Source organism: Mesorhizobium sp. LSHC412B00, assembly GCF_000503035.1.
In the GTDB taxonomy this organism is placed as follows: Bacteria; Pseudomonadota; Alphaproteobacteria; order Rhizobiales; family Rhizobiaceae; genus Mesorhizobium.
Map to the genome: position 1 here is coordinate 16491 of NZ_AYWB01000022.1, position 12783 is coordinate 29273.

Annotated in this window: 18 protein-coding genes; 5 read left to right on the forward strand and 13 right to left on the reverse strand. The window is 63.5% G+C overall.

Translation table 11 applies throughout. The features are described from left to right. Window positions 1-8: 8 nt before the first annotated feature. Together X757_RS139060 and X757_RS139055 are read right to left on the reverse strand one after the other, a co-directional pair. Window positions 9-683 (reverse strand): response regulator transcription factor, encoded by a 675-nt coding sequence (locus X757_RS139060; protein WP_023670185.1) that lies wholly within the window; start codon window positions 681-683, stop codon window positions 9-11. Between the two features lie 253 nt (window positions 684-936). Beyond that, complete coding sequence (locus tag X757_RS139055) at window positions 937-2490, reverse strand: Do family serine endopeptidase (protein ID WP_023727637.1); 1554 nt, start codon at window positions 2488-2490, stop codon at window positions 937-939. 191 nt (window positions 2491-2681) lie between these two features. On the opposite strand from X757_RS139055, the gene X757_RS0135015 reads away from it, so the two are divergent. Then, window positions 2682-2951: a CopG family ribbon-helix-helix protein gene (locus tag X757_RS0135015; protein ID WP_023684527.1), complete on the forward strand. Its 270-nt coding sequence runs from the start codon at window positions 2682-2684 to the stop codon at window positions 2949-2951. After that, the gene (locus X757_RS1000000167240) at window positions 2948-3268 is read left to right on the forward strand and encodes a type II toxin-antitoxin system RelE/ParE family toxin (RefSeq protein WP_245275128.1); all 321 of its coding nucleotides are present in this window, start codon (window positions 2948-2950) and stop codon (window positions 3266-3268) included. Before X757_RS0135015 ends, X757_RS1000000167240 begins: the two co-directional genes overlap by 4 nt. Here the strand turns inward: X757_RS1000000167240 and X757_RS139050 are convergent. From X757_RS139050 to X757_RS139015, 8 genes are all read right to left on the reverse strand, one after another. Continuing rightward, a complete protein-coding gene (locus X757_RS139050; protein WP_023670181.1) occupies window positions 3174-3638 on the reverse strand; it encodes a cytochrome c-type biogenesis protein in 465 nt (154 codons plus the stop codon). The two genes, X757_RS1000000167240 and X757_RS139050, sit on opposite strands and share 95 nt — an antisense overlap. Next, window positions 3635-5626, reverse strand: coding sequence for a heme lyase CcmF/NrfE family subunit (locus tag X757_RS139045; protein WP_023684529.1), 1992 nt, complete (start codon window positions 5624-5626; stop codon window positions 3635-3637). The genes X757_RS139050 and X757_RS139045 overlap by 4 nt, the downstream gene beginning before the upstream one ends. Beyond that, the gene (ccmE, locus tag X757_RS139040; protein WP_023670179.1) at window positions 5626-6069 is read right to left on the reverse strand and encodes a cytochrome c maturation protein CcmE; all 444 of its coding nucleotides are present in this window, start codon (window positions 6067-6069) and stop codon (window positions 5626-5628) included. Before ccmE ends, X757_RS139045 begins: the two co-directional genes overlap by 1 nt. Window positions 6070-6072: 3 nt before the next feature. Continuing rightward, on the reverse strand, window positions 6073-7209 hold the full coding sequence (ccmI, locus tag X757_RS139035) for a c-type cytochrome biogenesis protein CcmI (RefSeq protein WP_023727639.1): 1137 nt from the start codon (window positions 7207-7209) through the stop codon (window positions 6073-6075). A gap of 85 nt (window positions 7210-7294) precedes the next feature. After that, window positions 7295-7738: a hypothetical protein gene (locus tag X757_RS139030; RefSeq protein WP_023670177.1), complete on the reverse strand. Its 444-nt coding sequence runs from the start codon at window positions 7736-7738 to the stop codon at window positions 7295-7297. Window positions 7739-7912: 174 nt separating this feature from the next. After that, complete coding sequence (locus tag X757_RS139025) at window positions 7913-9331, reverse strand: ATP-binding protein (RefSeq protein ID WP_023692813.1); 1419 nt, start codon at window positions 9329-9331, stop codon at window positions 7913-7915. Beyond that, entirely contained in the window at window positions 9315-9980 is a 666-nt protein-coding gene (locus tag X757_RS139020; protein ID WP_023670175.1) for a response regulator transcription factor, read from the reverse strand. Before X757_RS139020 ends, X757_RS139025 begins: the two co-directional genes overlap by 17 nt. An 82-nt stretch (window positions 9981-10062) precedes the next feature. Continuing rightward, the gene (locus X757_RS139015) at window positions 10063-10323 is read right to left on the reverse strand and encodes a hypothetical protein (protein ID WP_023670174.1); all 261 of its coding nucleotides are present in this window, start codon (window positions 10321-10323) and stop codon (window positions 10063-10065) included. 280 nt (window positions 10324-10603) lie between these two features. Here X757_RS139015 and X757_RS139010 point away from each other — a divergent pair, with 280 nt between their 5' ends. Next, window positions 10604-10990 (forward strand): ester cyclase, encoded by a 387-nt coding sequence (locus X757_RS139010; RefSeq protein ID WP_023684533.1) that lies wholly within the window; start codon window positions 10604-10606, stop codon window positions 10988-10990. A 6-nt stretch (window positions 10991-10996) separates the two neighbouring features. Here the strand turns inward: X757_RS139010 and X757_RS139005 are convergent, their stop codons facing one another. After that, window positions 10997-11404, reverse strand: coding sequence for a DUF3168 domain-containing protein (locus X757_RS139005; RefSeq protein WP_023670173.1), 408 nt, complete (start codon window positions 11402-11404; stop codon window positions 10997-10999). Window positions 11405-11621: 217 nt separating this feature from the next. Between X757_RS139005 and X757_RS139000 the strand changes: the two genes are divergently transcribed. Together X757_RS139000 and X757_RS138995 are read left to right on the forward strand one after the other, a co-directional pair. After that, window positions 11622-11831 (forward strand): hypothetical protein, encoded by a 210-nt coding sequence (locus X757_RS139000; protein WP_023727640.1) that lies wholly within the window; start codon window positions 11622-11624, stop codon window positions 11829-11831. Between the two features lie 7 nt (window positions 11832-11838). Next, window positions 11839-12030 (forward strand): hypothetical protein, encoded by a 192-nt coding sequence (locus X757_RS138995; RefSeq protein ID WP_023684535.1) that lies wholly within the window; start codon window positions 11839-11841, stop codon window positions 12028-12030. Between the two features lie 43 nt (window positions 12031-12073). Here the strand turns inward: X757_RS138995 and X757_RS138990 are convergent, their stop codons facing one another. Both X757_RS138990 and X757_RS138985 read right to left on the reverse strand, forming a co-directional pair. After that, the gene (locus tag X757_RS138990) at window positions 12074-12340 is read right to left on the reverse strand and encodes a DUF1488 domain-containing protein (RefSeq protein WP_023727641.1); all 267 of its coding nucleotides are present in this window, start codon (window positions 12338-12340) and stop codon (window positions 12074-12076) included. Beyond that, window positions 12337-12600 (reverse strand): hypothetical protein, encoded by a 264-nt coding sequence (locus X757_RS138985; RefSeq protein WP_023670169.1) that lies wholly within the window; start codon window positions 12598-12600, stop codon window positions 12337-12339. The genes X757_RS138990 and X757_RS138985 overlap by 4 nt, the downstream gene beginning before the upstream one ends. Between the last annotated feature and the right edge of the window lie 183 nt (window positions 12601-12783).

Consider the following 12783-nt stretch of genomic DNA (forward strand, 5'->3'; position numbering starts at 1 on the left):
ATCATGCTCTAGCCGCTCTTCAGCATATAGCCGGCGCCGCGAACCGTATGCAGGATCGGCTTGTCGAAACCCTTCTCGATCTTGCCACGCAGGCGCGAGACGTGAACGTCGATGACGTTGGTCTGCGGATCGAAATGATAGTCCCAGACATTTTCGAGCAGCATGGTGCGCGTCACCACCTGGCCGGCATGGCGCATCAGATATTCGAGCAGGCGGAATTCGCGCGGCTGCAGCGTGATCTCGCGCGCCGCGCGCTTGACCGAATGGGACAGCCGGTCAAGCTCGAGATCGCCGACCCTGTAGACGGTTTCGGCCTCCCTGGCGCTGGCGCGGCGGTTCAGCACCTCGACGCGGGCGAGCAATTCGGAAAAGGCATAGGGCTTGGTCAGATAGTCGTCCCCGCCGGCGCGCAGACCGGTGACGCGGTCATCGACTTCGCCCAGCGCCGACAGGATCAGCACCGGCGTGGTGTTGCCGCGCGAGCGCAGGCCGGCAATGACGGAGAGCCCGTCGCGGCGTGGCATCATGCGGTCGACGACCATCACGTCATAGTCGCCGGCATCGGCCAGCGCAAAGCCGGTTTCGCCGTCGCCGGCGACATGGGCGGTGTGCCCAGCCTCGGCAAAGGCCTTCTGCATATAGTCGGCCGCCTCGCGATCGTCTTCTATGACGAGAATCTTCATAGAGCCGTTATACGCGATTTCGCCGGAAGATTGAGGGGCCGCCATGAGCGCAAAAGCTTTCGTTCAAGCATGTCGTTTTGCCAAACCGCAGTGCACTTTTGGGCGACATGCTTCGCTGTTAGAGCGGCAGCGGGCGATGGGGGCCCGCTGCCGCCGGGAGCAGAACACGATGACTGACTAACGCGTTCGGCCCCTTGCTTCCCGTGCGGCGGCTCGGGGGTGTTGAAACCGCCGCACTGGAAACTGTGTGATGTCAGCCTTTGGCGACTGGCAGCGCGACGAAGCGGTTTGAATCGTCGCGGGTGATCTGCATCAGCACCGCCTTGCGGCCGGACTTGACCGCATCGGCCATCGCCTTGGCGACGTCGTCGGTGCCGTTCACCTCCGTCGAGTTGACCGAGGTGATGACATCGCCGGGCTGGATGCCGCGGTCGGCGGCATCGCTGTCGGGATCGACATCGGTCACCACCAGGCCCTTGCCGTTTTCCGACTTGGTGACGGTGAGGCCGAGATCGGCCAGCGCGGCGGGCTTTGCCGGTGCCGCGGGCTGCTGCGGGTCGGTCGAGGCCTGCTTGTCAGTGGATGGCAACGTGCCGAGATCGACCTTGATGGTCTGGCTCTTGCCGTCGCGCCACACCGTGACGTCGACCGACTTGCCGGGTGGGTAGGCGCCGATCAGACGAGCCAGTTCCTTCGGCGATGCGACGTCCTTGCCTTCGACCTGGGTGATCACGTCACCGGCGGTGATGCCGGCCTTCTTGCCGGGGCCACCGTCCTGGGCGCCCGAAACCAGAGCCCCGTTCTGCGACTTCAGGCCCAGCGATTCGGCGATGTCCGATGTAACCGGCTGGATTTCGACGCCGAGCCAGCCACGCTGCACCGAGCCGCTCTTCATCAGATCCTGCACCACCTGCTTGGCGGTCGAGGCCGGAATGTCGAAGGCGATGCCGACGCTTCCGCCCGACGGCGAGAAGATCGCGGTGTTGATGCCGACGACCTGGCCGTTAAGGTTGAAGGTCGGGCCGCCCGAATTGCCGCGGTTGACCGAAGCGTCTATCTGGATGAAGTCATCATAGGGACCGGCGCCGATATCACGGCCACGGGCCGAGACGATGCCGGCGGTGACGGTGCCGCCGAGGCCGAACGGATTGCCGACGGCCACCACCCAGTCGCCGACGCGAACCTTGGAATCGTCGGCGAAATCGACATAGGTGAACTTGCCGACGCCATCGACCTTGAGCACCGCCAGATCGGTGCGCGGATCGGTGCCGATCAGCTTGGCGTCAAGCTCCTTGCCGTCATTCATCACCACTGTGAAGGCGGAGCCTTCCTCGACGACATGGTTGTTGGTGACGAGATAGCCGTCATCGGAGATGAAGAAGCCAGAACCCTGCGCCACCGGACGCGGCTGGTCGTTGTTATGGTCGCGGTGGCTGAAGCGACGATTGCCGCCGTCATGGCCGTTCTGATCACCAAAGCCGCGGAATTGCTTGAAGAACTGGCGCAGCTGCGGATTGTCGGGCAGGTTGTTCATGCCGTCCGGATCGTCGGACTGGTCGGAGCCGTCATCGGCGGCAGGCTCGATCTTGGCCTTGACCTTGACGCTGACCACGGCCGGCGAAACGCGCTCGACGACATCGGCAAAGCCCGGCACCTGGGGCGCTTCGACCCGCACGGCGTCGGCCAGAACGGGAGCTGTACCAGTGGCAACGGCGCCGAAACCGATGCCGCCGGCAATGGCCAGCGAAGCGGCGGCGGCCAACAGGCGTTTGCGGGTGCGGGAATATGGGTTGGGGGCGATAGTCATGGGTCTCGTATCCTCTTTTCACTGGATGCGGCTCAGGCAGAGCATCCTCGGACAAGAGAAATAGAGAGGCGCACATTACGGCGCCATTTCCGGTGCATGAAAGTTTTGTAATGTTGGGCGGTCGCACAAATCGCTTGGTTGCGCTCGCCTGCTGCCCTATGGTGTACACAACTCAGCACAAGGCTTTCACAATGACAGCAAGCACCACCATGACCATTCGAGTCTCGTCCGAGACCAAGCTGAAGCTGGAGCAGATCGCTACCGATACCAGGCGTAGTAAATCGTTCCTCGCCGCCGAGGCGGTCTCAGCCTATGTCGATCGCGAGCTGGATATCATCGAAGGCATAAAACGTGGCATGGCCGACGCAGAGGCTGGCCGTGTCGTGCCCCACGACGACGCCATGGCGGAGCTCGACGCGGTGATCGAAGCAGCGAAAGCCAGGCGCGCAGGCAAGGCGTGAAGCGGTTCGTCACCTGGTCGCGAGAAGCGCTGGACGATCTCACGCAGCAAGTTGCCTTTATCGCTCAGGACAATCCTGCCGCCGCCCGACGCCTCGCGGACCGTATCCGTGAAATGGGCCGGGGCCTTGGTGATATGGCGAAGATCGGAAGAGCACACGTCTGNTTGTTATCCTGCGCGCCATCCACACGTCGCGGGACTGGCCTTTGGAGGAATGGCCGAGCTAGTCGCTCAGCATCTTGTCCAGCGCCGCCTGTTCCTCGGCGCTCAGCGCCTTGGTTGCCAACGAGCGGCGGGAGCGTGTGGTCAGCACAATGAAAATGCCGCCGACTAGAAGCAGAAGCACCGGCGTGCCCCAAAGCAAGGCGTTGCGCGGGCTGAAGCGCGGCTTCAACAGCACGAACTCGCCGTAGCGCGACACGATATAGTCCATCACCTGCTGGTCGGTATCGCCGGCAACCAGGCGCTGGCGCACCAGGATGCGCAGGTCGCGGGCGAGGTCTGCATCGGATTCGTCGATGGACTGGTTCTGGCAGACCATGCAGCGCAGGCCTTCCGACAGGAGCCGCGCCCTCGCCTCGAGCGCCGGATCGGTGAGAACCTCGTCCGGTTTCACCGCTTGCGCGGCGCCGGCAAACAGCAGCGCCAGAAGCAGGGTGAGCGAGGCCAACGAGAACCTGGTGCTCACGGCGCGCCTGCCGACGGCATGGAGGCTGCCTGCTTGCGGCGGCGCGAGGGTGCGCCAACCCGCAGGCGACGGTCGAGCAGCGACATTGCGGCTCCCGCCATCATCACCAGAGCTCCGCCCCAGATCAGCGTCACCAGCGGCTTCCACCACAGGCGCACCACGACGGATCCATCGGTGCCTTCATCGCCCAGCGACAGATAGAGCTGGTTGAAGCCGATCGTCTCGATGCCGGATTCGGTCGTCGTCGTCTGCCGCACCGGAAAGAAGCGCTTGGCCGAGGTGATTTCGGCTGAAACGCCGCCATCGGCGCCGATCAGGGAAAAGCGGCCGCGCTGCTCGCTGTAGTTCGGACCCTGCGCCGGGAAGAGGCCGTCGAAACGCAGCGTGTGGCCGGAGAGTTCGACGCTCTCGCCGGCATGCATCGACAGTATCCTTTCGGTGCCGAAGCACAGCGTGCCGACAATGCCGAGCGTCGTCAGCCCGAGGCCGAGATGGGCAAGTGCAGTGCCGAACACCGAACGCGGCAGGCCGGCGAAACGGCGCAGCATGATGGCGTGCGACACATTGCCAAAGCCGGACTTGACGGCGAGGTCGGTGAGCGCGCCGCAGACCAGCCAGCAGGCGAGGCCGACACCAAGGGCGGCGAACACCGACGCGCCGTCGATGAACAGCCCGGTGACCAGCATCGCCAGGAGAGCGGCGCCGAAAGCCGCCATCAAGCGCTGGGCGACGGCATAGAGGTCACCGCGCTTCCAGGCGAGCAATGGTCCGAAAGGAACCACGACCAGCAGCGGCACCATCAGCGGGCCGAATGTCAGGTTGAAGAAGGGGGCGCCGACTGAGATCTTGCCGGCCGAAAGCGCTTCGACCGCCAGCGGATAGAGCGTGCCGACCAGCACGGTGGCCGTGGCCGTGGTCAGGAACAGATTGTTGAGGACGAGTGCGCCTTCGCGCGAGATCGGGTGGAACAGGCCGCCGGCCGTCAGCCGCGAGGCGCGCAGCGCAAACAGGGCCAGCGAGCCGCCGATGAACAGCGTCAAAATGCACAGGATGAAGATGCCGCGGGTCGGATCGGTGGCGAAAGCATGCACCGAGGTCAGCACGCCGGAGCGCACCAGGAAGGTGCCGAGCAGCGACAGCGAGAAGGTGAGGATGGCAAGCAGCAGCGTCCAGATCTTGAGCGCCGAACGCTTCTCCATGACGATCGCCGAATGCAGAAGAGCCGTGCCGGCCAGCCACGGCATAAAGGAGGCGTTTTCGACCGGATCCCAGAACCAGAAGCCGCCCCAGCCGAGCTCGTAGTAGGCCCAGTAGGAGCCCATCGCGATGCCGCCGGTGAGGAACATCCAGGCGACCAGCGTCCACGGCCGCACCCAGCGCGCCCAGGAGGCATCGATGCGGCCTTCGATGAGGGCGGCGACCGAGAAGGAAAAGCAGATAGAGAACCCGACATAGCCGAGATAGAGCAGCGGCGGATGGATGGCGAGGCCAAGATCCTGCAGGACCGGGTTGAGATCGCGGCCCTCGATCGGCGCCGGATTGAGCCGGGTGAACGGATTGGATGTCGCCAGGATGAACAGGAAGAAGGTGGCGCCGATCGCCCCCTGCACGGCCAGCACATTGGCGCGCAGCGTCGCCGGAAGGTTGGAGCCGAAGACAGCGACCAGCGCACCGAAGAAGGTCAGGATCAGCACCCAGAGCAGCATCGAGCCTTCGTGATTGCCCCAGGTTCCGGTGATCTTGTAGATCAGCGGCTGCAGCGAATGCGAGTTTTCCCACACGCTCGCCACCGAGAAATCGGAACTTGCATAGGCGCCGGCGAGTGCTGCGAACGATAGCGCCGTGAGAGCGAAGCCTGTGACCGTGACGGGACCGCCGACAGCCATCAGCCTCTGGTTGCCGGTACGGGCGCCGATCAGCGGCACCAGCGTCTGCACCAGCGACAGCACAAAGGCGAGGACGAGCGCGAAGTGTCCGGTCTCAACCATTACTGGCTCTTGCTCTCTTGCCACACGCCCTTGGCCTTCAGCCCGTCAGCGACTTCCTTGGGCATGTAGCGCTCGTCATGCTTGGCCAGCACGCTGTCGGCGACGAAAACGCCGTCGGCGCCAAAGCTGCCTTCGGTGATGACGCCCTGCTCCTCGCGGAACAGATCGGGCAGGATGCCGGTATAGCTGACCTTGACCGATTTGTGCGTGTCGGTGACCGAGAACGCAACCGTCGCGCCCTGCCCGCGCACGACCGTGCCCTTTTCGACGAGGCCGCCGAGCCTGATGCGCTGTCCCGGCTGCAAGCTGGCGGTGGTCAGATCGGCGGGCATATAGAAATAGGAGGCCTTCTGGCCCAACGCATAGAAGGTCAGCCCGGTGGCGGCGCCGAGGAAGGCAAGACCTCCGACAATCACCGACAATCGCTTCTGCTTGCGCGTCATGTCCTACTCCGTCGCCGTCAGGCCGAGCGAGGCGGCAAAGGCGGTGAATTTCTTCGCTTCCTCACTGTCGGCGCCAAACACGGCAATACCGCGATGCAGCGCGTCCCGCGCCTGGTCGGCCTTGCCCAGCACAACATAGGAACGAATGAGCCGCATCCATCCTTCCGTGTCGCGCGGATTTTGCCGCAATTTTTCGTCGAGGCCGGCGACCATGGTTTCGATCATGGCCTGCCTGTCCCGCGGCGCCATCGACGAGGCGGCATCGACGGCTGCGGCGTCGGGGCCTTTGGCGGGCTCTCCTGACGCGACGCTGCGGTTGGCGGCCTCGGCCAGTGCCTGTTGGACAGCTCCGCGCCATGGCGAATCCTGCGGCAGGGAATCGAGCATTTTCTGCCAAGCCGTGGTTGCCTCGGGTATGCGGCCTTCCTGGGCCAGCGCCATCGCCAAATAGAACGAGGCTTTCGCGTTTGCCGGGTCGAGTTTTAGCGCCTGTTCGAAAGCGGATTGCGCATCGGCCGAAACGATGCCGCCGGCCGCATTGGCAATCGCTTCGCCGAGACCGGCCTCGCGGGCAGCCGTGTCGCCATCGAGGCGGATGGCATTGCGATAGGCGGTCACGGCATCGGGAAAGCGCTGCAGGCGCAGATAGATCGGGGCGAGCACGTCCCAGCCGCGTCCATCGCCAGGGTTGGCGGCAAGATGGGCCTCGGCGCGCGCCACCAACTCATCGACCGAACTATCGGCCGGATTCTTGGCCAGCCGTTCGGCAAGCGGCTGCGACGGCAGATCGGGCGAGCCGAGCTGGCTGTACATGCCCCAGCTGAGCAGCGGGACCATCAGCACCGCTGATGTCGCCACCAGCCTGGCCGCCTTTGACGGCTGCTGAAGCGTCGCGGCATCGGCCTGGCCGGCATTTCCCAGCCGAAGGATGCGGCGGGCGATTTCGGCGCGCGCCTCCTCGGCTTCCGCCGGCTGGATCAGGCCGCGCGCGGCGTCACGCTCGAGCTCGGCCAATTGATCGCGATAGACTTCGAGGTCATGGTCGCTGCTGGTCGGAGCGTCCGTGCCGCCGGTCAGCGGCAGCAGCACCGCCAGGCTTGCGCCCAGCGTGAGGAGTGCGGCTATGACCCAGAACAGCATGGTTCTTCCAATAGAGCGAGAGCCCTGCTCTCACAACATGAGGTCGCTGCGACGCTTTGACGGGATTCCGACCCCGGCCCAATGTTCAGGTCAGCGGCGTCCAGCTGCCGTCGGCGTTGCGGCATGCGGTGCCCCGCGCGGTCTGGCCGCCCGTGCCGGTAAACACCGTATGGGTGTACTGGCGGCAATCCTGCGAGCCGACGCGGTAGGGCTGGGCCGCGACGACTTCGCCGGAATGGGCCGAACTGTCGCCCTTCCAGGTCACCTTCTGGCCGCTCGCGGTATATTCGAGCGCCTTGTACTCCGCCTCGAGCGCCTTGCGCTTCTCGGTGCTGGTCAGGCCGCTGCCGATCGACCCGCCGACGAGCCCGCCAGCCATGGCCGAGATGATCGTCGTCGCGACCTTGGCACCCGAGGGAGGTGACGCGGGCGGATTGGTGATGGAGATATCCGGGCCACTGCCCTTGCCCAGCGTTCCGCAGCCGGAAAGAGCGAGCAGTGCGGAAACGAGCGCAACGCGAATCTTCATGCCAACAACCGGTTTTCTTGAACGGGATGCGCTGGGGGCCGCGTCATCGGGGGCGTCAGGACGTCATACTATTGACATTTGTCGGAAATTTGGCCGTTTTTAACGGCTTTTGTGCAATCGAGGGGCCGCCATAACACAGGCATTCGGCCGTGTCGATTGGCCCTGGGCAGTACATCATTGCAAGCTCCGCAAGCGCACAACCGCCTTCAGCCCGCCCATCGTGGAGCGTTCCAGCGCCAGCGCCCCGCCATACTCGTTGACGAGGTCGGCAACGATGGCAAGTCCGAGCCCGGTTCCCGGCTTTGTCTCGTCGAGGCGCCGGCCGCGTTTCAAGACATCGCGGGCCTTGTCCTCGGGGATGCCGGGACCGTCATCCTCGATCGATAGCTCGAACAGGCCGGCTGCGGCCGGCGTGACGGATACGGCAACAGTGCTCTTCGCCCATTTCATCGCATTGTCGAGAAGGTTGCCGAGCAGTTCCTCCAAATCCTCGCGCTCGCCAGCAAAGACGATGTCGGCCGCCAGCAGCGTAAGCGACAGGCTGACATCAGGCTTGAGTTTTTGCAGCACGCGCACCATGCGCTGCACCAGCGGCGTCACCGGCGTGCGGTAGACGACGCTGTCGCGCTGCGCCGCGACCCGTGCCCGCTGCAGGTAGTGGTCGACCTGTTTCTGCATCGACGCCGCCTGGTCGGCGATGAGCTGGCCCTTGGCGCCGCCTAGAGCCCGGCCCTCATTGATCAGCACGGCGAGCGGCGTCTTCAGCGAATGGGCAAGGTTGCCGACCTGCGTACGCGAGCGCTCGACGATGCGCTTGTTGTTTTCGATCAGCGCATTGGTTTCGTTGGCGAGCGGCTCGATCTCGGCGGGAAACCGGCCATCGAGCCGCTGCGCCGTGCCTTCGCGCACCTGGGCAAGCGCGTTGCGAACCCGGCGCAAGGGCTGGAGGCCGAGCAGGATAGCGATCGCATTGATGGCGATCATGCCGACGCCGAACAGGCTGAGATAGGTCAACAGGCGGCCCTGGAAGGTGGCGATCTCGTGCTCGAGCTCGGTCTTGTTGCCCATCACGCGGAAGCGCGCGGCGCGGTTCTTGGCATCGAGGACGAATTCGCTTTCGAACACTTGCAGTTCCTCGTCACCGATGCCGTCGGTGGAATAGCTGCGCTGGAAACTGGAATTGAAAGGCACCTCGGCAACGGTCGGCGACGGGATCGTCGTGGTCATCGAGGACGAATGAAGGTTGCCGTGCACGCCTTCGGAAGCCGGCTCCACCGACCAGTACCAGCCCGAATTCGGCTCCGAGAAGCGCAGGTCGCCAAGGTCGGGAGCGCCGGTGAGCTGGCCGGTTTCGGAAACGCCGACGGAGCCGATCAAATTGAACAGATGCGCCGACAGCAGGCTGTCGAAGCCGCGCTCGCTGGCCTGGCGGTAGAGCGTGGTGATCAGAGTGAAGATGACGATCAGGGTGAGGATCGCCCAGATCGTGGAAAAGCCGATGACGCGGAAGGCCAGCGAGCGAGGCCAGAGCCGCGCCGAAAAAGGCTTCCTTGCTGGTATGGGGAGCGGTTCCGCCTTACGCCTCCGGCTCACGCATGCGATAGCCCATGCCGCGCACGGTTTCGATCATGTCGATGCCCATCTTCTTGCGCAGCCGGCCGACAAAGACCTCGATGGTGTTGGAATCGCGGTCGAAATCCTGGTCGTAGAGATGCTCGACCAGCTCGGTGCGCGACACCACCTCGCCCATATGGTGCATCAGATACGCCAGCAGGCGGAACTCATGCGAGGTCAGCTTCAGCGGCACGCCGTTGACATCGGCCTTGGAGGCCTTGGTGTCGAGGCGCAGCGGCCCGCAAGTGAGCTCGGACGAGGCATGGCCGGCGGCGCGGCGGATCAGCGCCCTCACCCTGGCCAGCACCTCCTCGATGTGGAACGGCTTGGTGACATAGTCGTCGGCGCCGGCATCGATGCCCGACACCTTGTCGCTCCAGCGGTCGCGCGCTGTCAGGATCAGCACCGGCATCTTGCGGCCGTTGCGGCGCCAGCGCTCGACGACGCTGATGCCGTCCATCTGCGGCAGGCCTATGTCGAGCACGACGGCATCGTAGGGCTCGGTGTCGCCGAGGAAATGCCCCTCCTCGCCGTCATAGGAGCGGTCGACCACATAGCCGGCATCGACCAGCGCGTCGGCCAGCTGCCGGTTGAGATCCTTGTCATCTTCGACGACGAGTACGCGCATGATCGGTCAGGCCTGTTGATGTGTCAGCTATAGGCCGATTCCGGTGGTCTGGGAAACGAGCCCTGCAAGGGGGAAGATTGGATCAGTTCGCCGGGACGACGATCTCGGAGCGGCGCGGACGCTGGCCGTCCTTGCCCGGCACAAGCACGACGATGACGCAGACCTCCTGGCCGCCACGCGTCGTCTGCGAAGCCTTGGCCAGCGTGCCGCCATTCTGCTCGGCAACCTGCTGGCCGATCGCGTAGCAATCCGCCGCGGCTGCCGGCGTCGCTTGCGACGCCAACAGGCCGGCCGCTGTGAGCGCCAGTATCGCGGTTCTGACATGAGAGCGAAGCGTTTTCATGGTCGGCGTTGTAACGCAACTGTGCTGAACGTGAAATGAACGGTGAACGGGTGAAAATCCATCCCCGCAATACCCCCTGCGCGCGCAACGAATGAATGCGATCCTACCGCCCAGTCCCTCAGACCGGGCAATGGATTCATAACCGGAAAACCGGCTGCGCGGCTATGGTGTTTGCGCGCAGGTTCTCAATTCGCAGCCAGATTGGGAACAGGTCAAGGCGAGACCATTCTGAAGGGCCGCCCTAAATAGCGCGGGAAACGCCAAATCATCGGAGTGCGCCATGACGGATAAAGACCTTGCCGACCTTTACCGGGGCTATATCGCTTGCCTGAATGCCCAGGACTGGGCGAAACTTGGAGACTTTGTCGGCGACGAGGTGCAGCACAATGGCGAAATGCTCGGCCTGTCGGGTTATCGCCGTATGCTCGAAGGCGATTTCGAGGCGATTCCCGACCTCCGCTTCAACATCGAACTGCTGGTCTGCCAGCCGCCGCGCGTGGCGGCGCGCCTGCATTTCGACTGTCATCCCAAGGGCGTGCTGTTCGGCCTGCCGGTGAACGGCAAGCGCGTGTCGTTCGCTGAGAATGTTTTCTACGAATTCGGAGAGGGTCGCATCCGCGAGGTGTGGTCAGTCATCGACAAGGCCGAGATCCAGGCGCAAATCTAGGTTGCTTCAATCACTTTGCTCGGTGAGGGCGCGTATCCGCAGCACCCCGTGGTAGAGCGCCAGGTCCTCGTCGTAGCGGGCCTCGGCGAACTCCAAGGACAGGCGGGTCTGGTCGCGCGAGCCGGTGGCGAAAGCGGCGCCGTCAAGGCGCGCCCGGATGCTGTCCATGATCAGACGCGTCTCGGCCTCGCCTTGCGCCTTCGACCAGACATGCAGCGTGATGAGCTGGTCGTCATCATTGTCGGCGCCGGTGTCCAGATCGAATGCGCTGGTCCTGCCATAGGTCACATAAGGGAAGGCGGCACTGTCGGCCGCCTGCTCGCGCAACCCGGCGCCGCCGAGCAGCGCCGTCAGCGAGGCATCGCTCTTCAATCTCATGAACAAGGCTTGCAGCAAATCGCCGGGCGCCGTCATCGTCGTCTCCGTTCGCCTGTCACGCTTTGAACAACCTCAGTTTCGCGCGCAACCTAACCGCGTTGCACGGATTTCGCCAGATGACGATCCGCCTGATGGAAGGCGGCGAATCGGGCGGCATGGCCCTTTCACGGACCGGGTTCTATTTGGCATGCGGGGAGTTTCAAGAAGGGTGTTATGAGGAGCCCTGTTTTCTCCGGCAATTCGAGGTCATTTCATGCGAACGCCACCGCTGCTGCCGGCTTTTGGAAAGCTCGGCGTCAAGCCCCCGGTCGCGATTGCGGCAGCACCCGCCCTGTCGAAGAGGACCGTGGCCCTGCGCATGCGCGAGATACTTTCAATGCATGGCGGCCTGGCCTTGAAGCTGTCGGTGGTGGCCTGGACAATCCTGATCCTGGCGGCGGCATTTTTCATGTCAAAGGCCTGATGCCGATATGACAAACCGCTACGCGTTGCGCATGGACGAGCCCGAGAGCTGGACTATCTTCGACATCTTCACCGGCCAGCCTGTCGAGCTTAAGCAACAGGTGATGGTGGCCATGAATTTGCGCGATGCGGAAGCGATGGCCGACCGCCTGAACAGCCGGGACGTCAAGCGGCGGGCAAAAGCCGACCGCAAGTCCTGACGCACGCTGATCTCAGCCGCTCTGATTGCAAGACGAACGCGCGCTAACCGAAATCCGCGGCTGTGAGCACATATATGCTCTTGCGGGTGCGGGCGTAGGCCTTGCTGGCAACGTCATGGATGGAGCTGGACGCGGTGTCGAAAGCCGCCAGATAGGTGGCTTCCGCGGTCGCCGTCCCTGATGGCGCCTTCGAGAGGGCATCGGCTGCGACAGAGAAGGAAATCTGGAACATGCCGTCGTGGCCGACAAAGCGGATGCGCTTGCCGGCCTCGTCATAGAAGCGACTTGGATTGGGGAATGTCAGGCTCATGACGTGCCCCCCTTCGGCGCGGCGGCGGCTTTCTTGACTGTCGCCCGCTTCTTCTTCGGTGTCGGGTTCAAGGCTTCCGCGACGCGGTCGGCCTCTTCCTTGGCCAGGCGCAATTCCCTGAGCCTTGCTGTCTTGATCTCCCTGGCCCTCGCTTCGGACATGTAGTCGGAGGTTGCCTTGTTGCGCTCGGCCGTCTTCTTCTGCTTGTCCATGAAGCGGGCTTCAGCTTTTTCCATGATGCTCTGATTGCCTTCGGCCATCGCCTAAATCTCCTTCGTGCCTGAAATTGTGAAATCGAACTTACGATATAAATAGCCACTTTTGCCTCGAAATTCAATTTTTTGAAATATCTAGGCGCCTCGCGACGTTTCGAACCCTGCAGACATCATAATACTTTTTAATATTTAATTTTGGCCACGAATAATTTTTGGCACTCCTATCTA